Source organism: Arthrobacter sp. Rue61a, from assembly GCF_000294695.2.
GTDB classification, from domain to species: Bacteria; Actinomycetota; Actinomycetes; order Actinomycetales; family Micrococcaceae; genus Arthrobacter; species Arthrobacter aurescens_A.
In genome coordinates this window covers 405,270-431,322 of sequence record NC_018531.1, presented here as the reverse complement: position 1 = coordinate 431,322, position 26,053 = coordinate 405,270, and the positions used below count along the sequence as shown (strand labels likewise).

Sequence of the window (26,053 nt, the reverse complement as noted above, 5' to 3'; positions counted from 1 at the left end):
TTTTGTGGATGTTTTCTCTGCGTGCGCCTTGTCAGCGGACCCTTTCGGCCTTGGTGAACTTGGATCGGGCACCGGAGACCATGTGCACCAATACCGGGGTCTTTTGTCCGATCACAAGGTCCAGCGCTTCAACCAGCTGCGACACTTCCGCAGCGAGGAGGTGGGGCGCCACTCCTTGCCTCGGTTGAATGCGGATGCGCAGGCCCGGCTTTCCCTTCACCTCAACGGTTGCAACGGATGCACCGGCGAGGTCGGTCCTCTCAGACAAGGCGGCCCTGAGGGCTTGTTCGGCAACACCACCACCGATCCGGACTTCGCCGTCCACGTCACTGTCGTCGTCGCTGGCCACCAGCAAGTTGGCCCTGCCTTTGCCCTGCTGTGACAGCCAAGCGATCATCGCAATGATGATCGCCACCAGGATCAGGCCTGCCACAATCCACAGCCAGCTTTCTTCGCGTCCGGGGAGGTGCGTCTGCCGGAAAGCATTTTCGGCGCCTGCCCACACGGAAGCCGACCAACCATGCCACCAAGTAGCCACTGCCGGCACAGTAGCCAGCAGCAGGAGAAGCAGCCCGATGGCCAGCAGTTTCACACCGATGATGAAGAGCAGTACGCGGTTGAGGGCACGCGGCGTTCCGTTCACGCTCCGATCACCCCCCACGACGCCAGGTTGACCCTGACAGCAGGCATCGGCACGGGCGACATTTCTTCAAGTTCAGCCTGCACGGCAGTCAGCACTGCTTCTTCGCTGACCCGGCTGCCCGAGGTTGGCCGCACGTTCACCACAACCAACTGTCGCGAGACAACTACCATGACTTGTTCCTGGGTAACGTTCGCGGCAGTTCGTGCACGACGTGCCAACGCAGAGGCCAGGACTTCGTCATCAACCACGACGGCGGTCCGCGGGTCCCGGAGCAAGTGACGGGCGCGTCGGCCCGGCAGAACAGCGTGGAGGAGGAAGAAGAGGCCGACCATGGCAATGACAGCACCACTCGCACCGAGCAGCAGGGGTGAGATGCCTTCCGGGAGGGCAATGATGCGCTCGGCGGCCGTGGTGGGATCAATGAGCCAAGGTGGCTGCCCGATGGCGCGGACACCCGCTTCGAGGAGTGCATAGACACACAGGATGATGACGAGGACAGCCGCAATCACGGACGCGCCCGCACGGGACGAATGCGTCTCACGGCGCAGGATACGGCTCATGTTGGGGTCTTCCCCGGCCACCGGGCTGGCTCCCGCGTTCGGGTCCGTTGCCTTCATTTGTTGTGTTTCCTGATCCTGGGTCACTGGACGCGGCCTCCCTCAGTGACGTGTGCTCCGCTGATCCTGATGTCCACCCTGCTGAGTTGGGAGCCGCTGAGCCGCGTGACGGTTTCAAGAACGAAAGCCTTGGCCGCCACGGCACGGTCCCAAATGGACCCTCCAAATCCTTGGACACGCTGCGGATCACGCAACACCTCGGTCAAAGCCGGGACGCTGATAGGTGCCACGATGGACAAAGCCAGCAGGCCGTCGTCGTCCGCCCAATCAGCGCGGATGTCGCTGGCCTCAACGCCGAGCGCCTCCGCTGCAGCGGCCCGAGCCAACGATGTCAATGCCTGGGTACTGATCCGGTTATGGCCGGCCAGGCTGGTGGTGAACTCCACAGCCTCAGCCACGCTCATGACGAAGAGCGCCGGCCCGTAATGGCGTCCAGCACACTGCGAAGATCCAGCTTGCCCTCAGCCGCGCGGCCGAACAGCGCGCCGATGCCCATGAACAGCAGGGAGATCAGGAAACCCCATAACCCGAACGAGAAGGACATGAAAGCTACAAAAGCGCCGATAGCGATTCCCACCACGGTCATGCTCATTGGAGTGCATCCCTTTCCACTACCACTGCCTTGGCTCCGGCGGGTTTGGCCGGCGGTGCAATGAAGACATCGGTGATCTCGATATTGACCTCGATCACTTGAAGGCCAACCAGTTCCTCCACGGCGCGGTACACCGCAGCCCTGACTTGGTTGGCAACGCCGTGCAGGGGATGGCCGTAGAGAGCAACCAACGTGATATCCACCGCCACCTGGGTCTCCCCGACCTCAGCGCGGACGCCTGCTGCATGGTCGGAGCTGCCGACGGCGTCGCGAATGGCACCCAGCGCACGGGACGGAGCCGAGCCCAAGGAGTAGACGCCGGGCACGGTGCGGGCAGCGATACCCGCTACTTTGGCGACGGCCGCCTCGGAGATGATGGTGCGTCCGGTCCCAAGGATTTCGCCCCCGGGCACGGGATCAAGCTGCACGTTCTGGTCTTCCATGGAGCACTCCCCTTCTCTTGAGTACCACCCTAGCGTCTAGCTCCGACGCTTTGGGAGAAGCGTCGGAGAGTGGGGTGCGCGCGGCGGCGGCTGCTCGCAGATCTGCTCGGTTCAGTCCTGGATGGGAGAGCGCCAGCGATGAGGCCTTCGCCCACATCCACGTTATCCACAGGCTGGAATTCGTGACTGGGTCGCGGCAGTTCGCCCCGCCTAGACTGGCCGACACATCACCAAAAACAGCTGTTGGGGAGCCTGTCATGCCGCGCCATTCGTTCACGTCTTCGCCTTTTGTCCGCACTCTGCCAGCGGTTTGTGCCCTCGCGGTTGCGATGCTTCTGAGCGGCTGCGCGAGCGGCTCCACACCCAACAGCGCAGCTTCCCAAACAGGCCCGACGACGGCGGCGCCCACCCCAAGCGCCTCGGTCCCCGCAGCGTCGGCTACTCCGTCTGCCGCCCCCGTATACAAGCCCGCCGACGCGACGGGGAAAGCACAGAACGTGCCCGTTCCCGTGATGCCCGAGCTTGCGAAGGAGAACTCGAAAGCCGGGCTGGAGGCGTTCATTGGGTACTGGTACGCGCAGCAAAACTATGCGGCAGAATCCGGCGACCAGTCTGTTTGGTCCAGCCTCAGCGGACCTGAGTGCCAGACCTGCAAACGAATCGAGAAGGGCATCAGTGACAGCCACATCAACGGCCGGTGGTCCGTTGGCGGAAAGATTTCCGTCCCAGCCGTTGAGTCCATCTGGGTTGACGGAGCCATCGTCCAGCAGGCAAAGGTCCAAGTTATCCAGGAACAAATCGACTATTTCAATGCTGAGGGAACTCCGGGGCGGGCCTCCGAGAAGGCGACAAACTCTGCCTTTGGCCTGGTTGCTACATATGGTTCCTCGGGATGGACGGTGACCAATCTTGGCCTCATCAATTAGTCGTTCCGCTTGGCTCACGCGCGCTTCTTCGGTCGTGAGGATAACCGTCGCCGCACTCATACTTGCGTCACTTAGTCCAGCGCATGCTGACACGGACAGTTGGGCGGGCTACAACAATCAACAGGATGCTCTTGATCTCACGAGCAGGTTTCGAATCGACCCCGCGACTGGACAGCTGGCACCCAGCCTCGGCTCAACATCAACTTCACCCGCCTCCGAGGACCCCAATCAGTACATGGCCGACACCCACTGCCGCGCCGACGGCCCCGACACCAAAGACCCGGGCTGCGACGCCCTCGACTGCCCGGCAACCACACCCGCAGGCGAGGAAGGCACACCGGTCATCTGGAAAGAAGCCCCCAAAGCCATCACCAACCCCGGCTGGACCGACTGGATCCCCGTCAGCGGACCCACCTGCCTCTACGACCCCCAACCCGAGAACGTCCTGGCCAACATCGCCGCCCGGATCCTGAACGACTTCCACCAACTCCCCCTCAACCCCGGAAACCTCGAAGCCCAACCCTTCCCCCACACCCTCAAAGGCGGACCCACCAACTTCTACACCACCGCCGCAGACCAAACCTTCGACCTCACCATCCTCGGCCAAGCAGTCCACCTGACCGCCACACCCACCAGCTACACCTACACCTACGGAGACGGCACCACCCTCGGACCCACCCCCGCCGCCGGCTACACCATCCCCGAAACCGAATGGCTCAACAACCAAACCCGCACCAGCCACACCTACACAGACACCGGCAACTACCAAGCCGCCCTCACCACCAGCTTCACCGGCACTTACTCGGTCAACAACGGCCCACCACTACCCATCAACGGCACCCTGGACATCACCACACCCACCAAAACCATCCACGTCTGGAAAACAGAAAAAGCACTCGTCGCCGACACCTGCCAGGAAAACCCCAACTCATGGGGCTGCCCCGGCAGCCCGGAAAACTAGCCTGCGCTGGGTGAACCCACGGCTACTTACCAACTCCGTCGGCTAGACCACGGATGAAGTACCGCTGCCCCGCAAAGAAGAGCACAATCACTGGAATTGCCGCGATGGCCATGCCTGCGAACACCACAGGGTAGTCCGTGCCGTGTTTGGACATCAGGTTGGTAAGCCCCACCGGCAGGGTCTGCAACGCTCCCCCGCTGGTGAAGACCATGGCGAACAGGTACTCGTTCCAGGTGAACAGGATGTTCAAGAGAACAGTAGAAACGAGGATTGGCTTGCACATGGGCAGAATGACCTGCCAGAACGCCCGGGCCTTTGAGGCCCCATCAACTGAGGCTGCCTCATCCACCTCTGCGGGCAGGTCCATCATGTAAGCCCGGATAAGGAACGTCGTGAACGGAACACGGAACGCCGTGTACAGAATCAGCAACGCCCAGAGGTTGTTGTACAGCCCCAGGCTCTGGAACATCTTGACCAGCGGGATCAGCGCCACCGTGGGAGCGAGCATCAGGCCCCCGAGGATGAGAATCAGCACCACCCTGTTGAACGGGATATTCACCCGGGTCAGTCCGTAAGCAGCCCACGCGCTGATAAATACGGTTGCAATAGTGGAAGCCACCGTGACCAGGACGCTGGTAGTGAGATAGTCGCCCACCCCTCGGTTCCACGCGGTGACGTAGTTGTCCCATTTCCACGCAACGGGCAGGGCGAAGGGATTGGAGAACAATTCGGAGTTGGACTTCACGCCGTTGAGCAGCATCCAGACCAAGGGATAAATGACGACGACGGCGAGTGCAATCAGGAACGCTTTGACCAGGACCCGTCCAAGTACCAGGAGCACAGCTGAGCGCGTCACCATTGGACCCTCCTTTTCTTGGAGATACGAAGCTGAATGACGGCCAGGACCAACGTGATGATGAAGACAGCAGTGGCGACGGCGGCCGCGTAGCCAAAGTCATTGCGGACGAATCCGCTTCTGTAGAGCCATGTACCGAGGACCTGGCTGGAGTTGTTCGGCCCTCCGCTGGTCATCACCATGACTTCGTTGAACACTTGGAAAGCTCCCGACACCGTGACAATCATCATGAGACCGGTCATTTCCCTGACGAGTGGCAAGGAAATCGAAAAGAACCGCTGGAAGGGTCCCACGCCGTCAATGGACGCCGCTTCATACAGTTCAGACGGGATCCGCTGCAGGGCCACCGAGAACAGAAGCGTGCAGTATCCGAAGCCCTGCCATTGGCTCATGGCGATGATGGCAAAAATGGCCGTGTTTTCCTGCCCCAGCCACGCTTGAGTGAAGTTCCCCAAGCCAAGGAAATCCAGCGCCGCGTTAAGGATGCCCATCTCGGGTTCGTAGATGAAGTAGAACAGGAGGCCAGCGACCGTCAGCGAGATCGCCGAGGGTACAAAGTAGACGGCTCGAAGGATTCCCCTCCACCGCTGGCTTCGTAGTCCCTCGATCATCGCGGCGAGGATCATCGCACCGAATACCTGGAAGGCGATGGAGATGATCGCGTACAGGGTGTTGTTAAGGAGTGACTTCCAGAAGATGGGGTCGTTGAACATTCGGACGTAGTTGTCCGCGCCCACAAAAGTTTGGCGGCCGCTGTAGATATCCCACTTGAGGAAACTGAACCCCAGGTTCTGAACCAGTGGCAGGTACGCAAAGACCCCTAACAGCAGGACCGCAGGCAACACCCACACGACGTTGCGCCAGTGAGTCGTCCGGGCAAACTTTCGCGTACTGGTTCTCGGGGACTTAGTGGAAGCGGGCGCCGGTGGTGGAGCCGCGGACTTCCAGGCAGTATCGGAAACAGTCATGGCGTGTCCCGCTATTTCGCTGCACTGGAAGCAGCCCGGACAGAGGCAAGAACCTGATCCGGGGTTTGCGTTCCGGCCACCAAGGCTTCCCCACCGGCCAACCAGGCATCAGCAACCGCGGGAACAGTGACGGAGTCCAGCCAGGTGATCGCCGCGGATGCTTCGTTCACCTGCTTGATGCCCTCGACGACAGGTCCGGAAGAGTTCTCCGTGGAAACCGCGCCCTTGACCGCACTGGGCTGGCCGTATGGCGGGGCAGAGAGTTTGGCTGCGTTCTGCGTGTTGGTTACGAACTTCATGAAATCAGCTGCAAGCGCGGCGTTTTTGGAACGCGCATTGATGATGTAGCCCTCAGGGGAACCTTCGATCGCTTGTGTATCGCCCTTGGCGTCAGCGGCGGCGGGAAGCTTGAAGATGCCCAGACCGTCCTGCTTGAGTTTTGAATCGGCGGAAGCAGTGGAGTCGAATTCAAGGATCTCCTGGTAGTACATACCTGACTTGCCCTCAGCCAGGGCCTGCTGTGCCGTGGTGTAGAGGACACCGTTGGAGTCTTTGCCGCTGCCGGTGCACTCATTGACCAAGCGGGTGAACTGGTCCATTGCCTTGAGGTAGCCCTTGTCCTCGAGCTTGGCCGTCGCCGGGCTGAAGTCGGCTTGCAGCGTATCGGCCGGCACTTCGTAGGCGAAGAGTTGCTGCAGGTAGTGGAGCCCCGGCCAGCCATCCTTGTTCCCGAACGAGATCGGCTCGTAGCCGGCTCCCTTCAGCACCGAGCAGGAAGAAATCAGATCATCGAAAGTGGACGGCGGTGTCAGGCCCAGCTCTTTAAAGATGCGCTGGTTGTAACCCATGAACTTGCCGTTGTTGTAGAGCGGAACCGCGAAGTACTTGCCGTCCTTGGCGAAGGCCTTCAGCGCGGACTCGCCAAAATTGTTGCCCCACTCGGTACCAGGGGCAATGACCGGGGTCAGATCTGCTGCGAGTCCCCCATCAATGAAGTTGTTGGCCCAGCTGCCAGCCCAGGTGAAATAGATGTCCGGCATGGCTTGGGACGCAGTCAGCGTCTTGGTCTTGTCCTTGATGCTCTGGTCCGTCTCCTGGATGAGATCGAAGGACACTTCCGGGTGCAGCTTCTTGTACTCCGCCGCCAGATCCTCAAAGTACGGTTCCAGCGGGTCTCCGCCAAACTTCGTGAGGATGCTGAGGGTTCCTGCGTACTGTGGCTCAGCGTTGGGATCCAGGACAGCGGCCGGCTGGCTACCGCCGTCGGAACAGCCGGTCAGCGCCAAAGCGGCGCCTGCCATCAATGCCATCAGTGATTGGGTGCTTTTACGCATCATGTCTTCTTTCGGTCGAAGGGCCGATCAGCCGGGGGTCCTCTAGGGGAGTGGGAAGTCATGCCCGCCGTTGGGATGTGCTTCACGGAGACGGGCTGAAAGGGTAACTGCTGGAGTGGGACTGGGGGATGGAACTTGTGATACCGGTACCACAGTGAATCATGATTTGAGGCAGCGGGGAAGAGAGCTAGAGGAAATTACAGGAGGGAATTTCTATTCGCCGCGGGCAGCGCGCACAGGGCCGTCCGAGGAACGGGCGACCAGCAGCGAGGGCAGAACGTGCTTCTTTGGGGCAGACGTATCGCCGTCAATCCTTGCAATGAGCTGCTGGGAAGCGACCGCCCCCATTTGGCGCATGGGTTGCTGGATCATGGTCAGCGGCGGATCCATGACGGCAGCCCAAGGGCTGTCGTCGAACCCGATCAGGGAGACGTCCTTCAACAGCCGAAGGTTCTTGGCCCGCAAGGAATGAAGGGCCCCAACCGTCGCCTCGGTCTCGGTGGTGAAGATGGCCGTTGGCGGGTCTGCCAAAGCCAGCATTCCACTGACAGCCCGCGTCGCCTGGCCCTCATTCTTGAGAACGTGGGTAATGAGAGCTGTGTCGAAAGGGATCCCGGCCTCTTCGAGCGCGTCGAGGTAACCCCTCAGCCGTTCACCATCACTCCAGAGGGCCTCGTCCAGGATGCTGTGCATTTGTTTCAAGTCCGTCGCCGGGCTCAGGGTCACCGGCCCCCAGGCGAACGCTATGCGCCGATGACCGTTGTGAATGAGCGACGCTACGGCCGATCGCGCAGCTTCCCGGTTGTCGATGACCACCGAATCCGTCTCCAGCTTGTCCACCAAACGGTCGATAAGCACTACAGGAGTTCCACGGTCAATGGCATTGGACAGATGCGAGACATCGTCGCTCCGGCCTGCCGCGGAGGCCACCACAAGGCCATCCACTTGCTTTGCCAGTAAAACGGCAATGGCATCGCGCTCCAGCTCAAGCTTCTCGTCAGTGCTAAGAATGATGGCGTCATAGCCGGCCATTTTCGCCGTTTCCGAGATGCCTTTGAGCACGCCCGAGAAGAACGGGTTGGCCACATCCGCCAGCACAATTCCAAGGGTTTTGGTGACCCCTGTGGTCATGCTTCGAGCCAGCGTGTTCGGTTGGTAGCCCAATTTCTCGGCGGCCCGCATCACCTTGGCACGCGTGGCTTCACTGACCGAACCATAGTTCCCAAGGGTTCGGGCGACCGTGGCCCTCCCCACTCCCGCAGCTGCTGCTACTTCGGTAATGGTGGGGGCAGCCGGGTGGTTCTGATGATCCGTCGCCATCCGGCCCCCTTCAGTTGTGGAATCCGCGCTTGCGGTTCCGTCCGTTGATTTGTCTCTGCATCAGATCCTAGTAGCTACCGCGACTGCCCGGCCGCTACCTCGACTGCCCTGCCGTATCCAAAGGCGCCCTCCACATAACACTGAGCCGCGGCCGACTCCGCGCCACGAGCCAGGGCTTTCTGCAAAGCGTCGGCCGGCGGCCGGTACGCCCGGCTCCAGCCTGAGCCAAGCAGGCTGACCACGAGTCCCGCCAGGAACGCATCCCCGCACCCCATGGTGTCCGCGAACCGCAGCGGGTCGGTGGGTGCCGCTGCCTGAGTGAGGAAGCGTTCGCCGTCGTACATCAGTGCGCCTGACTGCCCGCGCGTCCCCACCGCAAGCGAAACGCCCGCCGCATGGACTCGCCTGAGGTCATTTTCGACGGCGGCAACGGTCATGTTTCCGCACGACAAGAGCGCCAGGTCCACGTTGGGCGCCGTTCGGGTTAGATAGGAGTCTGTTCGACGTTCCGGCTCCGACGAGTAGTCAAAACTGACCAGCGTTTTGGTGGTTCTCACGGCAGGCAACTGGTCCTCCGACGCGGAATAGACGCTCGAATGCACCAGATCGGCTGAGGCCAAATACGTGAGGTGTTCCTCTTCAAGCATGAAGGGATCACTTGTGGTGACACCTCCGTCGTTCCATCCCAAGAAGATACGGTCACCGTCCACTACCTTGATTTCGGTGACCCCATTGAGGCCGTCGCGGATGATGCACTGACTGGTATCGACACCCTCCGCATCTATGGCATCGCGGACAAAAGCCCCTAGAGGATCCGAGCCAAAGACGCCGAGATAGGCGGATTCAGCGCCCAGCCGGCGGGCGAAGACCGCGACGTTAACGCAGTTTCCCCCGGGATACATCACTTTGCGGTCGAGAAAACGGTCCACAATGTTGTCCCCGAATCCGATTACTTTCATGCTCTTCCTGTCTCGAATCTGCGGGCCCGGACAGAGCCGGGCCCGCAGCGTGGCGCTACTCCCCCGTTCGGGGTGCGGCGAACGGTCAGTACTCCACCACTCGGTAGTAGCGGCGCAGATCCAGGGAGTGGTTGCGGACGCGTTCGAGGTGCTTGCTGAACCTGTCCAGGACGGTGTCCAAAATCAGCGGGGCCAGGAGCGCACGGAAACGAGGGCTGACGCCCGGCAGATCGTAGTCCTTGCTGTCCAGCAAGGTGGTGTTCTTGTTGTAGTTTTCGGCGAACTTGGCCACGCGGTCCATCAGCGGGCGGGTCTCGTCCTCTCCCAGGAGCAGCATGAGGCTGGTGTCTTCCTCAATGAGTTCCAAGGAGCCGTGGAAGAACTCTGCGCCGTGCACGCGGGTGGTCCGGAGCCACTGCATCTCTTCCAGGATGCACATTGAATAGAGGTAGGTGAGACCCCACAAGTTTCCGGTGCCAACCAGGAAATGGTAGTCAGCATCCTTGTTCTTCTCGGCAAACGCTTCCGCCACTGATTCTGCTTGGCGAGCGACTCCCACCAAGTTCTCCGGAACCGTCTGCAGTTCGGCCGCCAGTTCTTCGTACCCTTCAAATTCGCCGCGAGCGGCAAGGAGGCGGGTACTCAAAAGAATCATGGGGATATCGAATGGCCACGTTTTGGGTTCTGTAACCATGGCAACATCGAGGGCTTTGGCGAACGGGCTATCCCCGAAACCCGTGAACCCGATGGTGTAGGCGCCCTTGGCCTTGGCGAACTCGATGGCCTCGATAACGTCTTCGGTGGTGCCCGAGACGGAAGCGAAGACAGCTACCGAGTCGGGACCGAACGTGGGATCCTCGGTCAACATCAGCTCTTTGCCGATCGATGCACGGACAGGCAAGGTGGAGCGGGACCGGATGAAGTGCTCGTAGGGCAGCATCGCGGCGTAGGTTCCGCCGGCGCCGATGAGGAACAGGTTGGTCAGTCCCCGCTGCTGGATGGAGTCAACCACCGATTCGATCTGTCCCTGCAACGCCAGTGCACTGCGGGTCTGCGTGAGGAATTCCTCTTCTTTGAAGCCAAGCACGGATGGTCCTTTCAATATGACGCTGAGAGAGTTGAAACATGTTGATACCGGTATCAATATGTGGTCATCATGGTGTCATGGGGAATCGGAGGCGTCAATAGATTGAGCTGGGTTGATTTTAGGGGAGAAAGAAAGTTGCTGCGGCGCAGCGAAAGGTTAGGAGGCGGTAAAGGGCTACCCTAACGAGGTCATTCTGCCTGCAGAACCGCCCCTAAGCTGGTTCATCAGCTCGGGGCGCTGTTGCCCGGTGCTGTTCACGCGGGCGGTGACGATGCGCGGAGTTAGCGTGGGTTCCGGCAGGGACTCTTTGAGGTGTTGGACGTCAGCTTTATCGGTTAGGTCCGGGTCGAGCCATTCCGCGGAGAGGTGTTTCGGAGATGACGGGCGATCTGTCGTGCACGTGCCCCAACGCGTCCTGGCTCGTTGTGGTCAGCACCGCGCAGGTCAGCATCCAGCGTTCAGGGTCATCTTCGGGCAGCTCCGGATCGGGCCAGAACTCGTACAAGCCAGCAAAGATCGCCCTCATATCCAACCCTGCGGCATCCCACAGAGTCTCCGCGTTCTCCCAGACGTACGCCGAGTACGTTTCATAAGCTCGGTCAATAGGCTGGCTGCGAGTGTCGTTGCACCGCCTACACAGGGCTTTCTCAATCCGGACGGCGGACGACTTTCTAATGCTCTTGATGTAGTGGAGCCTTTCTTCATCACCACCCCATACAAGATTCGGTCCATCGCCTCGCATGCGCGCCAGATCCGTTCGTTTGTATTTGTGTTCCTGGCTGTCAGCTATGGCACCACACCACCAACATCTTCCATCGCGTTCCACGCGAAATGGCGTTAGATCGACGTGGTGCCGGGCCAAGGGCCAGTTTCTACCCGGTCATGTGGTCGTTGCCGCGCATTCGAACGGCGACCACCAGACCGGAGGCGGCTGTCAATGCAGCGACGGTGGCGATGGCGGCGGGAATCCCATACAGGTCTGCGAGAAGACCTGACAGGAGTGCACCGATGGCGAAGCCGCCGTCACGCCAGAGGCGGTAGATCCCGACGGAGCGGGCCCGCCAGGTGGGGTGTGCGACGTCCCCGATGGCGGCGAGGAGGGCGGGGTAGACCATAGCCGTTCCGATACCGAGGAGGACTGCGGCGATGAGCCAGGGCCCGAAACTGTGGGCTGCGGCGACTATTGCCAGTCCCGCGGCTTGGACAATCATGCCAGTCACAATGAACCATTTGCGGCCCCACCGGTCTGAGGCGGCACCGGTGAAGAGTTGCCCGGCGCCCCAGACCGCTGGATAAACGGCGGCCAGGATCCCTACCTGGTTCAGGTTTAGCCCGGCGCTGACAAAGAGGACCGGAAAGAGGCCCCAGGCGAGGCCGTCGTTGAGGTTGTTCACCAGTCCTGCCTGGCTGGCTGCGGAAAGTGAGCGGTCCTTGAAGCTGGTGAGGGTGAAAACCTGTCCCGTGGTGAGGCCGGCGTCGGCACTCTTGTGTGCACTTACGTGCTGGGAGGCTTCCGTCTTGGCATGGTGGTGGGTCTCGCGAATGGTCAGGACTGACAGGCCTAACCCGAGGGCGATGTAGGCGGCTCCGAGGAGGAACGGGCCGGGCCGGAGGCCATAGGCGGAGGCAATGTACCCGGTCGCGAGGGCAGTGACGGCGACGCCGAGGTAGCCTGCCGCTTCGTTCAAACCCATGGCGAGGCCGCGCTGTTTCGGGCCGGTCAGGTCCATTTTCATGATTACGGCGGTGGACCAGGTTAGGCCCTGGCTGATGCCGAGGAAGACGTTGGCCGCGACAATCCATCCCCATGACGGGCCAAAGATGAGCATGAGCGGGACGGGTATCGCTACCAGCCATCCAGTGACGAGGACGGGTTTACGGCCGTACCGGTCAGAGAGTGTTCCCGCGAAGTAGTTTGTCGCGGCCTTGGACAGGCCGAAGGCGAGGATGTAGGTCAGTGCGCTTGTGTATAGGTCCAGGTGGAAAACCTGCCCTGCCAGCAACGGCAGCACGGTGCGCTCCTGGCCAAGAGTGCCGCCCACCAGGGCGTTGACTGCAACCAGCAGCATGAACTGCGCCAGGTTCTGTCGCAGGCCCAGAGTGACGCCGGTGGAGTCCAAGGTGCTTCCCGCCTTTGTTCTGGCCATTCCGGGATTCTCGCCTTCGTGCCGGGGACATAAAAGGTGCCCGGACGCGTGGGGGAACGCGTCCGGGCGGTCTTAGAGGCTACTGTGCTGAGACGGCGCTCTGGCGGGTCTGCTGGAAGGCGTCCCAGGCAGCGAAGCTGCCATCGAGTTCGACGACGTCGTACCCGGCCCGGCGCAGGGCGCCGGCCACCACCGAGTTCCGGACACCGGACTGGCAGTACGTGACGATGGTGCCCTCGGCGGGGAGCTTGTCCAGGTGCCACATGATCCGGCCGCCACTGAGCTGGTACGAGCCGGGGATGTTCCCGGCGATGTGTTCGCTGCGGTTGCGGACGTCCACGACCAAGGCGACGTCAGAACCCTGCAGCTCCTCTGGCTGGATCAGCTTCGGCGTGGACATGGGAAGTCCTTCGATGCTGGTGACGTAGCCGGCGACGTTCTCGATGCCGACCCGAACCAGGTGGTCCCACAGGTCCATGGCCTGTTCCTGGTCCTGAGCGAGGAGTACCAGCGGGTTCTTGTCCGTCTCAGGGTTCACTACCCAGGCGCCGTAGCTGGCCACAGACTTGCCGGCCGGGACGTTCAGGGAACGGGCTACCGTGCCTTCGTGGACTTCGCTGTTGGAGCGGGTGTCGATGAAGGTCAGGGCATCTTCGGCAAGACCTGCAGCAACGATGCCGGTTGCCAGTTCGGGCAGCGGCGCCCGCTCACCCATCACGGCGGGACCTTCACGGTTTTCCCGCTTCATCCGGCCGAAGTAGGCGTGCGCATCGGGCTGGCCGTCAAGGAGCTCATCAATGAAGCCCTGCTCGTCATTGGCGGCGAGGTAGGGGCCCCACCAGGAGTAGAGCCGCTCGTAGCCCACCGTGGAGGACGGGATGGCGCCGAGCGCCTTGCCGCAGGCACTGCCGGCGCCGTGGGCCGGGTGGACCTGCACGTAGTCCGGCAGGGCCAGGAACTTGTCCCGCAGGCTCGCGAACAGCTGCTTGGCACCTTCGAAACGGGTGTCGGTCCCGCCGGCTGCCTCGTCCAGCAAGTCCGGCCGGCCCAGGTCACCGGAGAAGACGAAGTCGCCGGAGAGCAGGTAGCCGGGCTGGTCACTGAAGGCGCCGTCGGTGACTAGGAAGGAAAGGTGCTCCGGTGTGTGGCCCGGGGTGTGAACGGCTTGGATGCTGATGTTGCCGATGGTGATCCTGTCGCCGTCGTAGAGGCGTTCGCCGTCGAATTCGTACTGCCAGTCCGGTCCGCCTTCGCCGGAGACGTAAATCTTCGCTCCGGTGGCGGCGGCGAGTTCGCGGGTGCCGGAGAGGTAGTCGGCGTGGATGTGGGTTTCGGTGACGGCCACGATCTTCATGCCGTTCTTTTCAGCCAGTTCCTGGTAGACGGCGATGTCGCGGCGGCCGTCGACAACAACGGCAGTGCCGTTGGCCTGGCAGCCGATCAGGTAGCTGGCTTGGGCGAGGTCTTCATCGTAAATGCGCTCGATAAGCATCTGGTGCATCTCCTTCGATTGAAAGGGTTTGGGGGGGCTTGGTCCTGCATCCAGTATATACCCCTGGGGGTATAATGCAGGCGGTGTGCGGCTAGGTAGATTTCGTGCGGACCAGCCTGCGCAGGAGCCTGCGCGGACCTGCCAGCGCATGGCCCGGCTGTTGCCTCGACGGGTTGTCCGGGGCTTGTTGGTAGGTGACGGGATGGCCTGCCCGGTACCACTCGGTGATCCCGCCGGCTACGTTGACCGTCTGGTATCCGCGATCGGTAAGGATCCGTGCGGCCTGGCTGCTGCGTTTTCCTGACCCGCACAGCACATAGATGGTGTTGTTGGGCAGGTCGGCGAGCCGGGAGGGCAGTTCGTCGAGTGGGATGTTGAGGCTCCCCGCCACATGCGCGGCGGCGTGCTCTTCACGGCTGCGCACGTCCACGAGTGTGGCGTGCGGCCATACCGTGGCGAGTTCGTCTGCCGTGACAGTGCGGTACGCATGGGCGCCTGGCATTGAGTCACACGTTCAGGGGTCCGGCCTGGGCGCGGAGTTCATTCATATCGACGTTCTTGACGGCCTGGATGACTTCCTCGAGGCCGGTGGCGTTGAGCGCGCCGGGCTGGGAGAAGACCAGGGTCTTGTCCTTGAAAGCCATCAGCGTGGGGATGGAGGTGATGCTCGCTGCTGCGGCGAGGGCCTGTTCTGCTTCCGTGTCCACCTTGGCGAAGATAATGTCCGGGTGCCGTTCCGCCGCGGCTCCATAGGTGGGGGCGAACATGCGGCACGGGCCGCACCACGCTGCCCAGAAGTCAACGAAGACGATCTCGTTGTCGTCCAGGGTCTGGGCGAAGTTCTGTTCGGTGATGTCAGTGGTTGCCATGGTCTTTTCGCTTCCTTTCAGGCGCTGTGTGGGGGGGTGCCCGCGGATGCAGGACTTAAGTAGTGGGCAGGCCGGCGCGGGTCCAGGCGATCATCCCGCCGCCCATCGTGTCCGCCGTGTAGCCGGCTCCGTTCAGGGCGTCGGCGACGCGGGCTGAACGGTTGCCGCTGCGGCAGACGGCGATGACGGGGACTGCGGGGTCCAGTTCGGACAGGCGTGCCTGCAGTTGGCCCATGGGGATGTGCAGGGCGCCGGGGATCATGCCTTCGGCGATCTCGAAGTCTTCGCGGACATCGAGGATTTGGGCGGTAGAGCGACGCTGTTCGGCTTCGGGGATGGTGATTTCAGCCATGGGATTCTCCTTCGAAATAGTGGGCTGCTGCTAGCGGACAGGCTCGCCGGCCGAGCGCCAGGCGCTCATGCCGCCACGCAGGGAGTAGGCCTGGTACCCCTGCGAGGCGAGGAGCCGGGCGGCCGAGGCGGAACGGACTCCGGAGGCGCAGACGGCGATGACAGGTTTGTTCTTGTTGATTCCGGCGGGGCTGGTTTGCAGTCGGTCCAGGGGGATGTGCTTGGCCTGGGGTGCCCGTCCGGAGCGCCATTCTTGGGCGGAGCGGACATCGATCAGCACGGCGCCTGAGGACAGGAGGTCCTTGGCCTCAGCGACTGAGACCGTTGTGCAGGGCTTGCTGAAGGCTTTTTTCAGAGAGCTGATGAGGCCCATGGTGTTCTCCTTGGTGGTGATGAGTTCAGGCGGGTGAGGGGATTCTGCTGCGGCGGCCGGTGCGGTTGCGCAGGGGGCAGGAGCTGATGAAGAACCAGCAGATGCCCGCAGTGGCTGCGGCGAGGGCTGCGACTCCGGCGGCGATGAACCACCGGAGGTCGGCCGGGGCTTGCTGGATGAGGACGAAGGTTCCCATGGCCAGGACGAACCAGCCGAAGGCTTTGCGCAAGGCGGATTCCGGGATGCGGCCGGCGAGTTTGGAGCCGATGAGCGAGCCAATGATGGCGGCAGCGGTCACTCCGAGGGTGAGGCCCCAGTCGAGCTGGACGGTGGTGAGGTATCCGGCGAGCCCGGCGAAGGACTTCATGGCGATGACCACCAGGGAGGTGCCCACGGCCACGGACATCGGCAGGCCGCCGAGCAGCGCCAGGGCCGGGACCACGAGGAATCCGCCGCCTGCGCCGACCAGACCGGTGATGAGCCCGACGACAGCGCCGTCCAGCAGGACCCGCCCAATGGGCAGTTCGTGCTTGACCGGCGCGGCGCCGTCGTCGTTCTTCTTTTTCCGGCCGCGGAGCATGGCCACGGAGGTGGCCACCATCATGACGGCGAAGGCTATAAGCAGGATCTGGCCGGGGATATGCCCGCCGAGGAGGCCGCCGACGAATGCGCCAGCCATGCCGGACGCGCCGAAGATCAGGCCGGTCCGCCACATCACCCTGCCCCCGCGGGCATGGCTGATTACGCTCACCGCGGAGGTGACGCCCACGACGAACAGTGACGCTGCGATCGCTTCCTTGGCCTCGAACCCGGCCACGTAGACCAGGATCGGGACTGTCAGGATGGATCCGCCACCGCCTAGGACGCCGAGCGAGAGTCCGATCACCACCGACAGGGCAAGAACCAGGAGCAGGGTGAAGGTCATGATGCCTTGGCCTCGGCATTCCCCCCGGTGTTGACGGGCAGGGCAAGGATGGCGCTTTCGCGGGTGGGCTCCATAGCGGCCTTGTTCCACGGCATGGCCGAGATGGCCTTGCCCATAGCGCAGGTGTTGGTCGCGGCCGAGAACGTCAGGCCGGTGCCGATCACCCCGGCAAGCGTCCGGATCTTCGGGGAGATGAACTTGCCGCCGGCCAGGCCCAGGACCACCAGGGAACCGGCCACAAGGCGGACCTGCCGCTCCAGGTCCCAGCGGTCCTTGCCCTTGACCACGTCACCGCCGGCGGCGGCGAGACCGGGCGCACCACCGGTCAGGACATAGGCGGTGTCAATCCCGGCCTTGGCAAGACGCTGGCGGGCCTGCTCGGCTCGCACGCCGGACTGGCAGACCAGGACCACGCGGGAACCCAGCCGGGCGGCGAGCTCGTCCGTGTGCTCGGACAAGAGCGGCAAGGGCACGTTGTAGGAGCCACGGATATGCATGGATTCGAACTCAGCGGCGGAACGCACGTCGATCACCACGAGGTCCCGGTGCTCTTTGAACCAGGACTGGAGGGTTTCAGGGGCGAGTGCAGTAACGGCTGTTGCCGCGGAACTGGAAGTCATGGTTGGCCTCTCGGAAGGGGTCGGCTGGATACCCCACCGAGTATTGCAGATACCCCGGGGGGTAGTCAAAACACCCTAGGGGGTATAAGATTGAGGGAAGTCACCAATAGTTGGAGAAACCCGTGGAACTCAATCCCTCAGAACTGACCCCTGTCATCAACCGTCTCAAGCGCGCCCAGGGCCAACTGTCCGCAGTCACCCGAATGCTGGAAGAAGGCCGGGACTGCAAGGACGTCGTCACTCAACTCGCAGCCGTATCGAAGGCGCTGGACCGGGCAGGGTTCGCCATCATCGCAACTGGCCTCGAGCAGTGCATCGTCCAAAAGGACGCAACGATGGACAAGAAAGACCTGGAGAAACTCTTCCTCTCCCTCGCCTAATCAGACCAACTGTCGAGCAGCCCAAGGAGAACCATGACGTACACCCTGACCGCCACCGTTGACCTTCCGTGGACCGAGGCTCTGGACCGCACCCGGGACGCCCTGTCCGCTCAGGGATTCGGGATCCTCACCGAAATCAACGTCCGTTCCACCTTCGAAGCCAAGCTTGGGGCCAAAGCCGCCGATGCCATTGGCGACTACGTGATTCTTGGGGCCTGCAACCCGGCCCTGGCCAACCGCGCCCTCGCCGCGGAACCTGAAATCGGCGCGCTGCTGCCGTGCAATGTTGTGGTGCGCCGGAACAAGGATGCAGAACTGACCACGGTGGAAGCCATCGACCCCCAGACCATGGTCAAGCTCAGCGCCGCACCGGCCGTCAAGGAGATCGCCGACGACGCCGGCACGCGCCTCCGAAAGGCCCTCGCCGACCTGGGCGAAATGGCGAAGTAGAGATGTCCATGCAAACAACGGTTCCAGAGACTAAGCAGGCCGGGCCCGGCGTCAAACTCCTCGCCACAAACTCACCCGCCACGGAAGCCATCACAAACGCCGGGCAACTCCACGTGGATATCCTCGCCTGTGGCAACAGCATGCGCTCAGCGGGCATGGACGACAAAGCCCTCGTCCCAGGCATTGGCACGGCGCCGACAGCCATCGCCCACCTGGTGCGGCGTCAATGGGACGGCTGGGCCTACGCCAGGCTGTAGCGCCGCCCCTGATGATGTAGACCCGCCCTGGTGCAGGTGCTCGTCAGGAGTGTCTTGGAAATCAAGGGTTACGAGACAAGGAACAAGTCCCACGACTCATTTCCATTCGGGGACGAAATAGGGGACGTTGCACTATCTCCCCTTGGCGCCCGAGCGTAAGGTTTTACCACCTCGATGTACAGACGCATGGGTGACGGGAGCCTTGGACATGACCGGTTTCGGGATAAGAATGGCGGGCGCGTTCCTGGTCCTTATTGGGCTGTTCGCCACAGGAATAGCTCCGGTGGCAGCGGCTCCGCCGTCCCAGAGTAAGGACCCGGTTGGCATCGACATCTCCTGGCCCCAGTGCGACAAGATGAATACCCTTCCCCTCGGGCAGGCATTCGCGATCGTGGGCGTGAACGGTGGACTGGCCAATAACAACAACCCTTGCTTCGCTGCTCAAATCGAATGGGCTAAGACAAAGACCACCGGAACCGGGAACCACCCTGCCCAGCCCCAAGTTTCTTTATACGTGAACACTGCCAACCCAGGACATGAGGGCTCCTGGTGGCCATGGTCCAACGTCTACAAAGACGTGGTGGTCCCCCCAGACCGCTACGGTGAATGCGGGCCCGAATTCGAAGGCGCAACAAGGGGCCCGGTCAACCTCGCCTGCTCATTCGTGTACGGCTACGTGAGGGCTTATGAGGACGCCACTATCCGAGGCGTGACAGACCCCGGCAGCTATTTCTGGTGGCTGGACGTGGAGACGGGCAACAGCTGGCAGGCCGGAGAGCCTAACAGCACAGCCCTGAATCGGGCAACCCTAGAAGGGATGGTCGACTACTTCAAAACCATCACTACCAACCATAAGACCGCCGACCTTAAGCCTGCCGGTGTCGGGATTTACTCAACAAGCAATCAGTGGGGAACCATCGCCGGGGCCGTGCCATCAAGCAGCCCCTTGACGGGTCTGCCAAGCTGGCTTGCAGGTGCCAGAACGCTGCGGGGAGCGAAGTCGAATTGTTCTCTTCCTGGGCTCACCCCTGGCAGCAGGGTAACACTGACCCAGTACGTGTCAGCCGGACTCGACTACGACTACATCTGCCCGTCGAAATAGGCAGCGCAACGCGGCGCTCATCTTAGGCAGCGCCTGCACTGACGTGCATGGTCTACACAGGCCGCGCCGAGTTGGAGGCTGACTTCGCAAGAGAATTCTTGGTCGTCGTGCTGTTGTCAACAGTGTGAGTGGTGGGCCCCGCTTCGGCTGCGGAAGGCGCGAAGCTAACTCGAACGGTCATCACAGTTCCCGAGCCCTTCGTCATACCGGCGGGTGTAGGCTGTACGTTCCCCGTCGCCGGAGAAGCCGAGGATGTCCGGGGGACGATCACCGAGTTCGCTGATGGACGGATCGTGACGCACGACATCGCCGACCCAACACTCAACGATGTGGACACTGGAAAGTCGCTCGTACATCGCAGCCGCTTCCATGTCACGGATTGGCCTTCTTCAGTGGAAGGCGGGGTTGTGTTTGATACCAGTGGTCAACTGTTCATGGCCGTCTTTCCGGGAGACCAGGGTCCCTATGGTCTGGTTGAATACCCAAGCCTGCTCCTTAGCGTCAGCGGCCATGCTGGCGTGACGATGGACTCGTCCACCTTCGTCTGCACGTCTTTCGCGCTCAATGGAACAGCGACAGACCTGTGTGCAGCTTTTGCACCTGAATAGCCGCCTCCGGGCCGGTTGCCGAGTGGTGACAAGCAACAAGAGCGCAAATGAAGTGTCCCGCTTCCTTGGAAGCGGGACACCCTAAAGGCCTCTCCTTCTAGCGAGCTGGTCAGCAGCATCACTTGTCGTCCGGCGTCTGCTTGCTCGCTAAGTCCGAGCTTCCAAGACGCTCTGTGGGTGCTGCATAACGCAATGGTGCTGTACGGAACAGTGAGGTGGTACAGGTACGTTCGCTCGAGAACACCAGTGAACGTACCACGTCCGAGCCGGCCCGGAAGCCATTGAATGAGGATCATTTACGGTTTGCAAGCCCTGTCGTTGGCGGGGTCTGCTTCGAGCGCCGCTCGAAAGGGACGGGCCCTCCGGGCCGTCACCTAGGTGTCTCTGCAGTCTCTATCGCAGAGAACAGCGGAAGAGTAGGATGCGGACATCTGAGTCGCGGTCTTCGCCCTCCGAGTGCAGCAATCGGGAGGGCCGCGGTATCTACTGGCTGGGGAGTGGCCGCATTTCTGCGCATTCGGTGCAGCTACTACTACTCGTTGATCAGAGGCACTCCTGGGCCGGACAAAGCAGCCTTTGGCCAAAACTTTAACGTCAACCAGTGACCAACCCAAATGTGTGGAAACTAGTCCTCTCCTGCCAGTACGGCGCAGACATCTGCCAAGACTCTGCCGTCGAGGGAATACGCGACGATCGTGTTGGTGTCGGCGTCGAAGGTAAAGGTCTGGTGTCCGGCGACGCTGTGAGACTCATCAGGGAGGAGCCCAATCAAGTATCGGCCATTGATGGTGACGCGGAAATCGTTGGCCTCTTCGTTGTACGTCTCAGTCAAAGCGTAACGGGACCGTTGCGTGAATGTGTGGCCAGTCTCTGCATTTGTCCAGATGCCGGTGCCGACGTTGTGTTGCCAGAATCGGTCACCGGGAAGGGTTTTTTCCGAGCCCTTTACCGTGATATCCCCCAGTACGGCGAAACCAGGGCAGAACTCACCCGCCGGAAATTCGACCTCAAATTCCTCGGCATTAGCGCCAGAAATCGGCCCGAGAAGCACGAACGGCAAGATGGCTCCCACGGCTATGCCGCGGCGTTGCATCACGGACATGGAAGCCTCCAAGATCACATTGTGATGTGGACGTTACGCTCGGGCATCGGCAACCGCAAGAGTACGCCCAAAGCTCCTGAACGCCCCTTTCCTGAAGAGAAGGTCCGAAGAAGCAGCAGCGGGGGGAAGCCGCCACACAAATGCTGTCGCTCCTGTCCAGACAATCGGAAAGTGATCGCCCGTCTATGCGGCCTCAGCAGCCTGTCCCACTTCCTTAGAAGTGGCACACCACCGTTGGAACACTCCCTTGGGAGACATCGTGGTGAAGTCTCTCCATGGCTAAGCCATCGGACCCGACGGGGCCCAGCTCGCTGATCCCGATCTCGAACTTAGCCTTGGTGATCTCATCGTTGGCGGTGTCGCATGGCCCACGTGTGCGGCCAATGTCGTGATGGCCTACCTGGACTGGCGCAGACTCAAACGCCTCGGCGTCGTGCGCCCCTTCCACTGGGCCTGGGGGTTTCTCCCAACCATCTACGTCATCGGGCGGACCGTGGTCGTCCGAAAAGTAGTACCCGGCAGTTCCATCGCGCCGATCATGATCGCTGTTGGCCTGAGCATAGTAAGCGTGGCCACCAACTACAGCTGAGCCCCGGGACCCGCCGTGCCAGCCACGTTAAAGAAGAAAAGCACCAGTTCCGAAGAACTGATGCTTCCCAGTGGTGGCTCCGACCGGCGTCGATCCGGTGACCTTTCGATTTTCAGTCGAACGCTCTACCAACTGAGCTACAGAGCCTAGGTGACATGTCACCTTGAGAACCGAATTTCTTCGGCGCTCAGAGCGACCCTGACGGGACTTGAACCCGCGACCTCCGCCGTGACAGGGCGGCGCGCTAACCAACTGCGCTACAGGGCCTTGCGTTTGCAGTATCTCTACCGCGTTTTTTTCAAGGCTTCTAGCTTACCAGACTTTTTTCATCCGATTTACCACTTCCTTGCGTACCCCCAACGGGATTCGAACCCGTGCCGCCGCCGTGAAAGGGCGGTGTCCTAGGCCGCTAGACGATGGGGGCCTGAACTCAATTCGGATTTCGCAAGGAAAAGCGACGCTTTACGCGTTCTTTCCGTGTCTCGCTCGTCCGAACTGGACTCTAAAACTTTAGAGCATAGATAGCGATATTCCCAAATCGAGGTTTGAACAGTGTCCCGGACCACAGATCAGGGCCCCTCGAGGGCGTCAGGGCAACATTGGCAGGATCTTGCCCTGACGCGTCCGAAAACCGCCAGCCGCCCGCTCTGCATGGCGGATAGATTTGGCTCATGACAACCACCACCCCGGCCGAATCCGGCCAGCCTTCCCCGGATTTACCCCCGCGCACCACCCCCGCGCCGGGAGCAACCATCAGCAAACTCGGCATCGCGGCCGTCATTATCACGGTGGTCCTATGGGCATCAGCCTTCGTGGGCATCCGCGCCGTCGGCCCCAGCTTCTCCCCCGGTTCCTTGACGCTCGGACGGTTGGCGGTTGCCGCCGTCGTGCTTGGAATCGTGGTGCTGCCGACGCTGAAGGTCTGGCCGAGCGGCCGCGAGTGGTTGCCTATCGTGGCATACGGGGTGATGTGGTTCGGCGGCTACAACGTTGCGCTGAACGCCGCGGAGCACATGCTCGACGCCGGCACCAGCGCCATGCTCATCAACGTCTCGCCCATCCTCATCGCCATCCTTGCCGGCGTCTTCCTCAAAGAGGGATTCCCACGCTGGCTGCTGATCGGCAGCGGCGTGGCGTTCTGCGGCGTTGCGATGATCGCGTTGGGTTCCGGACAGCGTTCGACGGCGGACGTGGCCGGTGTGCTGTTGTGCTTGCTTGCCGCTGTACTCGCCTCGGTGAGCGCAATCCTGCAGAAACCAGTGCTCCGGAAATTCACGGCAGGCCAAGCGACATGGTTCGGCATCATGGTGGGCGCGATCTGCTGCCTGCCGTGGACCGGTCAGCTCATCTCCGAGGTCCAAGCGGCGCCGCTCCCCGCCACGCTCGGCCTGGTCTACTTGGGGATCTTCCCGACGGCCATCGCATTCACTACGTGGGCCTACGCGCTATCCCTGATCTCGGCCGGAAAACTGGCTGCCACTACGTACCTGGTTCCAGGGACCACCATTCTGATTAGCTGGGCGGTGCTTCAGGAAGTACCAACCATTTGGGGGCTGATCGGCGGGGTTGTCTGCCTGATCGGCGTTGGATTGACCCGGCGCCGGAGCCGCTAACGGGCTCCCTAGCAGAGCCCCTAGCGGGCCATGCCCACCAGGAGTTCGCGGTGGGTAGGCGGGTTGGCGCCCGAGCGGCCGACAGCAATGGAAGCGGCCATGGATGCGATGGTGCCGATCCGTTCCAACACTGTGGGCGCCATGCCGTCGCTGCCACGTAACAGCAAGCCCATGATGAGGGCTGCCGTGAAGGAATCACCCGCGCCGATGGTGTCGGCTACGGTAGCCGGGACGGCCGGGACGTTGATGTGAATATCCCGGGTTGCCATGAGCGCCCCCCTGACACCTTGAGTCACCACAGCAAGCCCGGTTCCCAGGGCCAGGAGGTGGTTCGCGGTCTCCTCCAACGACTTGCCGGGGTACAGCCAGCGGGCGTCCGAGCCGCTCATTTTTACGACGTCGGTCAGCGGCACCATCTCTTCGAACAGGGACAGAGCCTCGTGGTGGCTTCCCAGGAGATCGGGACGGATATTGGGGTCGTACGTGACCATGCATCCGCCCTGCGCCTGCTCAAGCAAACTGCGCACAACACTTGCGCCGGGCTCCAGGAAGGTCGCGATGGAGCCGGTGTGCAGGATCCTCGGAGCGTACGGCAGGGCAAGTGGAGCCAATGCCCAGTCAATGTCGAAGGTGTAATCGGCCGACCCGTCGGCAGTTATCCGGGCGGTCGCCGTCGCGGTCTTGCCCGCTGACATGGATCCGGGTAGCAGCACCACCCCTGCGCGCTGCAGGTGCGCGGCGATGGCATCGCCCCGCTCGTCGCGGCCGATCGCCGTCAGCAGGCCCGTTTTCACGTCCAACAAGCCCAGGCCGTAGGCGACGTTGGCCGGCGATCCGCCGGGGAACTCCTTTTGCCCGTCCGCCGACTGGACGATGTCGATCAATGCCTCACCCACCACAACGACGTCGAGGGGTTCAGGTGCGAGGGAAGCGGTGCCGGTCATGCGGTTCCTGTGTCTGTCGAAAGGAGGATTGAGTTCAGTATCTCCCATCATGCACAGCGCCAATAATGCCTTTGCGGACTAAAGTCGAATCATGCCCGCGAATCTCCCTCCCGGCCTGCCCATCGTTCCCGACGGCGAGCGCCCGTCATCGCCGCTCCGGGAACGGAATGCGGTGCACAGTCCTGTTGAGCACGCCCCGGCGGATGAGGCCTATGTGTCGGGGCCTTACGAGATGTCACCCGAAGATTTTGAGGAAGCTGTCAGTGATGCCCTGCAGTTGATTCCGCCCAAGGCGGCCAGCGCAATGGACAACGTGGCAATCTTCATCGAGGACGACTACACGCCACAGCCAGGGGAAGATCCGGACACCGTGCTGTTGGGACTCTACGAGGGAGTTCCCCTGACCGAACGTGATTCCTGGTGGGAAGCAGGGTCGTTGCCTGACCGAATTACGATCTTCCGCCAACCCATCCTGAACATCTGCAGCACCCGCGAAGAAGTCATTGACGAGGTGGCCATCACCGTGGTCCATGAGATCGCGCACCACTTCGGGATAGACGACGACCGCTTGCATGAGCTCGGCTGGGGCTAGCCTTATAGGCATGGGGCATGATCACAACCACTCCCACGGAGTCACAGCAACCGGCAAGCACCGGAAGCGGCTAATCGCCGTCTTGGCCATCACCTTAGGGGTGGTGGGCATCCAGGTGATTGGCGCCGTCGTGTCCGGATCTTTGGCCCTTTTGGCCGATGCCGGACACATGCTATCTGACGCGGCGGGCGTGTTCATTGCCCTGATGGCGGCGTGGATTGCCACCCGACCGGCGAGCGACCAGCGAACCTACGGCTATCAAAGGGCCGAGGTTCTGGCTGCCTTGGCCAACGCACTGATCCTGATCGTCATCGCCGTGGTGATCATGATCGAAGCCATTCGCCGTTTTGGCGAGCCAACCGAAATCCAGACGGATGTCATGTTGTGGGCCGCCATTTTGGGTGCTGTGGCCAACCTCGTTTCCTTGCTGATCCTCCAAGGAGCGCAGAAGGAAAGCCTCAACGTCCGCGGTGCCTACCTTGAAGTTCTCGGTGACCTTCTTGGCTCCATTGCCGTCATTGTGGCGGCCGTCGTGATCATGACCACGGGATTCAGCGCCGCCGACCCACTCGCGTCCGTGCTGATCGCCCTCATGATCATTCCGAGGGCCTGGCATTTGCTGCGTGATGTTGTGGATGTGCTTTTGGAAGCCACACCCAAGGGCGTTGATGTGAACATGATCCGGGAGCACATCGTTGCCGTGGACGGTGTGGTTGATGCCCATGACATCCACATTTGGACCATTACATCCGGCGTTCCCGTGTTCTCAGCCCATGTGGTGGTGGAGGATGCGGTCCTCAGCGCCAGCGGGGCGGACAACATCCTGGACCAGCTGGGCTCCTGCCTTGGCCGGCACTTCGACACCGAGCACTGCACTTTCCAACTGGAACCGGTGAGCCACTCCGAGCACGAATCACACCAGCACGCCTGACA

At 61.8% G+C, this 26,053-nt stretch carries 32 protein-coding genes and 3 tRNA genes; 10 read left to right on the top strand and 25 right to left on the bottom strand.

The genetic code is table 11. From position 1 onward, the window contains the following. Window positions 1-31: 31 nt before the first annotated feature. Genes ARUE_RS02120 through ARUE_RS02100 form a run of 5 tightly spaced genes read right to left on the bottom strand, consistent with a single transcriptional unit; the run spans window position 32 to window position 2,295 of the window. Complete coding sequence (locus ARUE_RS02120; protein ID WP_014920566.1) at window positions 32-643, bottom strand: hypothetical protein; 612 nt, start codon at window positions 641-643, stop codon at window positions 32-34. After that, a complete protein-coding gene (locus ARUE_RS02115) occupies window positions 640-1,260 on the bottom strand; it encodes a DUF6286 domain-containing protein (protein ID WP_014920565.1) in 621 nt (206 codons plus the stop codon). Before ARUE_RS02115 ends, ARUE_RS02120 begins: the two co-directional genes overlap by 4 nt. A gap of 23 nt (window positions 1,261-1,283) precedes the next feature. After that, window positions 1,284-1,664, bottom strand: a complete 381-nt coding sequence (locus ARUE_RS02110) for a hypothetical protein (protein ID WP_014920564.1) — start codon at window positions 1,662-1,664, stop codon at window positions 1,284-1,286. Beyond that, complete coding sequence (locus tag ARUE_RS02105) at window positions 1,661-1,852, bottom strand: hypothetical protein (protein ID WP_014920563.1); 192 nt, start codon at window positions 1,850-1,852, stop codon at window positions 1,661-1,663. Before ARUE_RS02105 ends, ARUE_RS02110 begins: the two co-directional genes overlap by 4 nt. Next, window positions 1,849-2,295 (bottom strand): Asp23/Gls24 family envelope stress response protein, encoded by a 447-nt coding sequence (locus ARUE_RS02100; RefSeq protein WP_011773204.1) that lies wholly within the window; start codon window positions 2,293-2,295, stop codon window positions 1,849-1,851. The genes ARUE_RS02105 and ARUE_RS02100 overlap by 4 nt, the downstream gene beginning before the upstream one ends. Before the next feature lie 257 nt (window positions 2,296-2,552). On the opposite strand from ARUE_RS02100, the gene ARUE_RS02095 reads away from it, so the two are divergent. Continuing rightward, complete coding sequence (locus ARUE_RS02095; protein ID WP_014920562.1) at window positions 2,553-3,221, top strand: DUF6318 family protein; 669 nt, start codon at window positions 2,553-2,555, stop codon at window positions 3,219-3,221. A 235-nt stretch (window positions 3,222-3,456) separates the two neighbouring features. After that, complete coding sequence (locus ARUE_RS02090) at window positions 3,457-4,182, top strand: hypothetical protein (protein WP_014920561.1); 726 nt, start codon at window positions 3,457-3,459, stop codon at window positions 4,180-4,182. 22 nt (window positions 4,183-4,204) lie between these two features. Here ARUE_RS02090 and ARUE_RS02085 read toward each other — a convergent pair whose 3' ends face one another. The 15 genes from ARUE_RS02085 to ARUE_RS02015 all read right to left on the bottom strand — a co-directional run bounded on the left by ARUE_RS02085 (window position 4,205) and on the right by ARUE_RS02015 (window position 17,483). Next, complete coding sequence (locus ARUE_RS02085) at window positions 4,205-5,041, bottom strand: carbohydrate ABC transporter permease (protein WP_011773201.1); 837 nt, start codon at window positions 5,039-5,041, stop codon at window positions 4,205-4,207. Beyond that, on the bottom strand, window positions 5,035-6,006 hold the full coding sequence (locus ARUE_RS02080) for a carbohydrate ABC transporter permease (protein ID WP_014920560.1): 972 nt from the start codon (window positions 6,004-6,006) through the stop codon (window positions 5,035-5,037). Before ARUE_RS02080 ends, ARUE_RS02085 begins: the two co-directional genes overlap by 7 nt. 11 nt (window positions 6,007-6,017) lie before the next feature. Further along, window positions 6,018-7,343 (bottom strand): ABC transporter substrate-binding protein, encoded by a 1,326-nt coding sequence (locus ARUE_RS02075; RefSeq protein ID WP_014920559.1) that lies wholly within the window; start codon window positions 7,341-7,343, stop codon window positions 6,018-6,020. Window positions 7,344-7,553: 210 nt separating this feature from the next. Continuing rightward, window positions 7,554-8,660: a LacI family DNA-binding transcriptional regulator gene (locus ARUE_RS02070; protein WP_014920558.1), complete on the bottom strand. Its 1,107-nt coding sequence runs from the start codon at window positions 8,658-8,660 to the stop codon at window positions 7,554-7,556. 74 nt (window positions 8,661-8,734) lie between these two features. Next, window positions 8,735-9,619, bottom strand: coding sequence for a PfkB family carbohydrate kinase (locus ARUE_RS02065; RefSeq protein WP_014920557.1), 885 nt, complete (start codon window positions 9,617-9,619; stop codon window positions 8,735-8,737). Between the two features lie 85 nt (window positions 9,620-9,704). Beyond that, window positions 9,705-10,706 carry an SIS domain-containing protein gene (locus tag ARUE_RS02060; protein ID WP_014920556.1) on the bottom strand — a complete coding sequence of 334 codons (1,002 nt, stop codon included), beginning with the start codon at window positions 10,704-10,706 and terminating at the stop codon, window positions 9,705-9,707. Window positions 10,707-11,034: 328 nt separating this feature from the next. Continuing rightward, on the bottom strand, window positions 11,035-11,232 hold the full coding sequence (locus ARUE_RS24570) for an SOS response-associated peptidase family protein (protein ID WP_014920555.1): 198 nt from the start codon (window positions 11,230-11,232) through the stop codon (window positions 11,035-11,037). A gap of 346 nt (window positions 11,233-11,578) precedes the next feature. Further along, entirely contained in the window at window positions 11,579-12,853 is a 1,275-nt protein-coding gene (locus tag ARUE_RS02050) for an MFS transporter (protein WP_014920553.1), read from the bottom strand. A gap of 79 nt (window positions 12,854-12,932) precedes the next feature. Continuing rightward, complete coding sequence (locus ARUE_RS02045; protein ID WP_043469691.1) at window positions 12,933-14,345, bottom strand: MBL fold metallo-hydrolase; 1,413 nt, start codon at window positions 14,343-14,345, stop codon at window positions 12,933-12,935. Window positions 14,346-14,436: 91 nt separating this feature from the next. Further along, a complete protein-coding gene (locus ARUE_RS02040; RefSeq protein WP_014920551.1) occupies window positions 14,437-14,847 on the bottom strand; it encodes a rhodanese-like domain-containing protein in 411 nt (136 codons plus the stop codon). Window positions 14,848-14,851: 4 nt separating this feature from the next. Beyond that, the gene (locus tag ARUE_RS02035) at window positions 14,852-15,214 is read right to left on the bottom strand and encodes a thioredoxin family protein (RefSeq protein WP_014920550.1); all 363 of its coding nucleotides are present in this window, start codon (window positions 15,212-15,214) and stop codon (window positions 14,852-14,854) included. 55 nt (window positions 15,215-15,269) lie between these two features. Next, window positions 15,270-15,566 (bottom strand): rhodanese-like domain-containing protein, encoded by a 297-nt coding sequence (locus tag ARUE_RS02030; protein WP_014920549.1) that lies wholly within the window; start codon window positions 15,564-15,566, stop codon window positions 15,270-15,272. Window positions 15,567-15,596: 30 nt separating this feature from the next. Next, entirely contained in the window at window positions 15,597-15,938 is a 342-nt protein-coding gene (locus tag ARUE_RS02025; protein ID WP_014920548.1) for a rhodanese-like domain-containing protein, read from the bottom strand. A gap of 25 nt (window positions 15,939-15,963) precedes the next feature. After that, a complete protein-coding gene (locus tag ARUE_RS02020; protein ID WP_014920547.1) occupies window positions 15,964-16,863 on the bottom strand; it encodes a sulfite exporter TauE/SafE family protein in 900 nt (299 codons plus the stop codon). Beyond that, window positions 16,860-17,483 (bottom strand): rhodanese-like domain-containing protein, encoded by a 624-nt coding sequence (locus ARUE_RS02015; protein ID WP_014920546.1) that lies wholly within the window; start codon window positions 17,481-17,483, stop codon window positions 16,860-16,862. Before ARUE_RS02015 ends, ARUE_RS02020 begins: the two co-directional genes overlap by 4 nt. Before the next feature lie 122 nt (window positions 17,484-17,605). On the opposite strand from ARUE_RS02015, the gene ARUE_RS02010 reads away from it, so the two are divergent. From ARUE_RS02010 to ARUE_RS01990, 5 genes are all read left to right on the top strand, one after another. Then, complete coding sequence (locus tag ARUE_RS02010; protein ID WP_014920545.1) at window positions 17,606-17,863, top strand: metal-sensitive transcriptional regulator; 258 nt, start codon at window positions 17,606-17,608, stop codon at window positions 17,861-17,863. Between the two features lie 33 nt (window positions 17,864-17,896). Further along, complete coding sequence (locus ARUE_RS02005; RefSeq protein ID WP_014920544.1) at window positions 17,897-18,313, top strand: DUF302 domain-containing protein; 417 nt, start codon at window positions 17,897-17,899, stop codon at window positions 18,311-18,313. Between the two features lie 2 nt (window positions 18,314-18,315). After that, window positions 18,316-18,570: a DsrE family protein gene (locus tag ARUE_RS02000; protein ID WP_014920543.1), complete on the top strand. Its 255-nt coding sequence runs from the start codon at window positions 18,316-18,318 to the stop codon at window positions 18,568-18,570. Between the two features lie 190 nt (window positions 18,571-18,760). Beyond that, the gene (locus tag ARUE_RS01995; RefSeq protein WP_014920542.1) at window positions 18,761-19,672 is read left to right on the top strand and encodes a glycoside hydrolase family 25 domain-containing protein; all 912 of its coding nucleotides are present in this window, start codon (window positions 18,761-18,763) and stop codon (window positions 19,670-19,672) included. A 131-nt stretch (window positions 19,673-19,803) separates the two neighbouring features. Next, complete coding sequence (locus tag ARUE_RS01990; protein WP_162486105.1) at window positions 19,804-20,280, top strand: hypothetical protein; 477 nt, start codon at window positions 19,804-19,806, stop codon at window positions 20,278-20,280. A 625-nt stretch (window positions 20,281-20,905) separates the two neighbouring features. Here ARUE_RS01990 and ARUE_RS01985 read toward each other — a convergent pair. The 4 genes from ARUE_RS01985 to ARUE_RS01965 all read right to left on the bottom strand — a co-directional run bounded on the left by ARUE_RS01985 (window position 20,906) and on the right by ARUE_RS01965 (window position 22,395). After that, the gene (locus ARUE_RS01985; protein ID WP_043469686.1) at window positions 20,906-21,382 is read right to left on the bottom strand and encodes a hypothetical protein; all 477 of its coding nucleotides are present in this window, start codon (window positions 21,380-21,382) and stop codon (window positions 20,906-20,908) included. Between the two features lie 660 nt (window positions 21,383-22,042). Then, a tRNA-Phe gene (locus tag ARUE_RS01975) sits at window positions 22,043-22,118 on the bottom strand. Between the two features lie 46 nt (window positions 22,119-22,164). Further along, window positions 22,165-22,238, bottom strand: a tRNA-Asp gene (locus tag ARUE_RS01970). 84 nt (window positions 22,239-22,322) lie between these two features. Then, window positions 22,323-22,395, bottom strand: a tRNA-Glu gene (locus ARUE_RS01965). Window positions 22,396-22,642: 247 nt separating this feature from the next. Here ARUE_RS01965 and ARUE_RS01960 point away from each other — a divergent pair. Continuing rightward, complete coding sequence (locus ARUE_RS01960; protein ID WP_014920538.1) at window positions 22,643-23,584, top strand: DMT family transporter; 942 nt, start codon at window positions 22,643-22,645, stop codon at window positions 23,582-23,584. A gap of 20 nt (window positions 23,585-23,604) precedes the next feature. On the opposite strand, the gene ARUE_RS01955 is transcribed toward ARUE_RS01960, so the two are convergent. Then, entirely contained in the window at window positions 23,605-24,528 is a 924-nt protein-coding gene (locus ARUE_RS01955; protein WP_014920537.1) for a carbohydrate kinase family protein, read from the bottom strand. A gap of 91 nt (window positions 24,529-24,619) precedes the next feature. On the opposite strand from ARUE_RS01955, the gene ARUE_RS01950 reads away from it, so the two are divergent. Further along, window positions 24,620-25,120: a metallopeptidase family protein gene (locus tag ARUE_RS01950; RefSeq protein ID WP_014920536.1), complete on the top strand. Its 501-nt coding sequence runs from the start codon at window positions 24,620-24,622 to the stop codon at window positions 25,118-25,120. 10 nt (window positions 25,121-25,130) lie between these two features. Next, a complete protein-coding gene (locus ARUE_RS01945; RefSeq protein ID WP_011773171.1) occupies window positions 25,131-26,051 on the top strand; it encodes a cation diffusion facilitator family transporter in 921 nt (306 codons plus the stop codon). The last annotated feature ends 2 nt before the right edge of the window (window positions 26,052-26,053 follow it).

Bases quoted from the DNA above. Each gene is read 5' to 3' on its own strand.
- ARUE_RS02100 (WP_011773204.1), bottom strand. From the start codon at position 2,295: ATGGAAGACCAGAACGTGCAGCTTGATCCCGTGCCCGGGGGCGAAATC.
- ARUE_RS01950 (WP_014920536.1), top strand. From the start codon at position 24,620: ATGCCCGCGAATCTCCCTCCCGGCCTGCCCATCGTTCCCGACGGCGAG.
- ARUE_RS02115 (WP_014920565.1), bottom strand. From the start codon at position 1,260: ATGAAGGCAACGGACCCGAACGCGGGAGCCAGCCCGGTGGCCGGGGAA.
- ARUE_RS02105 (WP_014920563.1), bottom strand. From the start codon at position 1,852: ATGAGCATGACCGTGGTGGGAATCGCTATCGGCGCTTTTGTAGCTTTC.
- ARUE_RS02005 (WP_014920544.1), top strand. From the start codon at position 17,897: ATGACGTACACCCTGACCGCCACCGTTGACCTTCCGTGGACCGAGGCT.
- ARUE_RS02020 (WP_014920547.1), bottom strand. From the start codon at position 16,863: ATGACCTTCACCCTGCTCCTGGTTCTTGCCCTGTCGGTGGTGATCGGA.
- ARUE_RS02095 (WP_014920562.1), top strand. From the start codon at position 2,553: ATGCCGCGCCATTCGTTCACGTCTTCGCCTTTTGTCCGCACTCTGCCA.
- ARUE_RS02000 (WP_014920543.1), top strand. From the start codon at position 18,316: ATGTCCATGCAAACAACGGTTCCAGAGACTAAGCAGGCCGGGCCCGGC.
- ARUE_RS02025 (WP_014920548.1), bottom strand. From the start codon at position 15,938: ATGGGCCTCATCAGCTCTCTGAAAAAAGCCTTCAGCAAGCCCTGCACA.
- ARUE_RS02090 (WP_014920561.1), top strand. From the start codon at position 3,457: ATGGCCGACACCCACTGCCGCGCCGACGGCCCCGACACCAAAGACCCG.
- ARUE_RS02050 (WP_014920553.1), bottom strand. From the start codon at position 12,853: ATGGCCAGAACAAAGGCGGGAAGCACCTTGGACTCCACCGGCGTCACT.
- ARUE_RS01955 (WP_014920537.1), bottom strand. From the start codon at position 24,528: ATGACCGGCACCGCTTCCCTCGCACCTGAACCCCTCGACGTCGTTGTG.
- ARUE_RS02030 (WP_014920549.1), bottom strand. From the start codon at position 15,566: ATGGCTGAAATCACCATCCCCGAAGCCGAACAGCGTCGCTCTACCGCC.
- ARUE_RS02045 (WP_043469691.1), bottom strand. From the start codon at position 14,345: ATGCTTATCGAGCGCATTTACGATGAAGACCTCGCCCAAGCCAGCTAC.
- ARUE_RS01960 (WP_014920538.1), top strand. From the start codon at position 22,643: ATGACAACCACCACCCCGGCCGAATCCGGCCAGCCTTCCCCGGATTTA.
- ARUE_RS02070 (WP_014920558.1), bottom strand. From the start codon at position 8,660: ATGGCGACGGATCATCAGAACCACCCGGCTGCCCCCACCATTACCGAA.
- ARUE_RS02065 (WP_014920557.1), bottom strand. From the start codon at position 9,619: ATGAAAGTAATCGGATTCGGGGACAACATTGTGGACCGTTTTCTCGAC.
- ARUE_RS01945 (WP_011773171.1), top strand. From the start codon at position 25,131: ATGGGGCATGATCACAACCACTCCCACGGAGTCACAGCAACCGGCAAG.
- ARUE_RS02035 (WP_014920550.1), bottom strand. From the start codon at position 15,214: ATGGCAACCACTGACATCACCGAACAGAACTTCGCCCAGACCCTGGAC.
- ARUE_RS24570 (WP_014920555.1), bottom strand. From the start codon at position 11,232: ATGAGGGCGATCTTTGCTGGCTTGTACGAGTTCTGGCCCGATCCGGAG.
- ARUE_RS02080 (WP_014920560.1), bottom strand. From the start codon at position 6,006: ATGACTGTTTCCGATACTGCCTGGAAGTCCGCGGCTCCACCACCGGCG.
- ARUE_RS01985 (WP_043469686.1), bottom strand. From the start codon at position 21,382: ATGTCCGTGATGCAACGCCGCGGCATAGCCGTGGGAGCCATCTTGCCG.
- ARUE_RS02075 (WP_014920559.1), bottom strand. From the start codon at position 7,343: ATGATGCGTAAAAGCACCCAATCACTGATGGCATTGATGGCAGGCGCC.
- ARUE_RS02040 (WP_014920551.1), bottom strand. From the start codon at position 14,847: ATGCCAGGCGCCCATGCGTACCGCACTGTCACGGCAGACGAACTCGCC.
- ARUE_RS02015 (WP_014920546.1), bottom strand. From the start codon at position 17,483: ATGACTTCCAGTTCCGCGGCAACAGCCGTTACTGCACTCGCCCCTGAA.
- ARUE_RS02085 (WP_011773201.1), bottom strand. From the start codon at position 5,041: ATGGTGACGCGCTCAGCTGTGCTCCTGGTACTTGGACGGGTCCTGGTC.
- ARUE_RS02110 (WP_014920564.1), bottom strand. From the start codon at position 1,664: ATGAGCGTGGCTGAGGCTGTGGAGTTCACCACCAGCCTGGCCGGCCAT.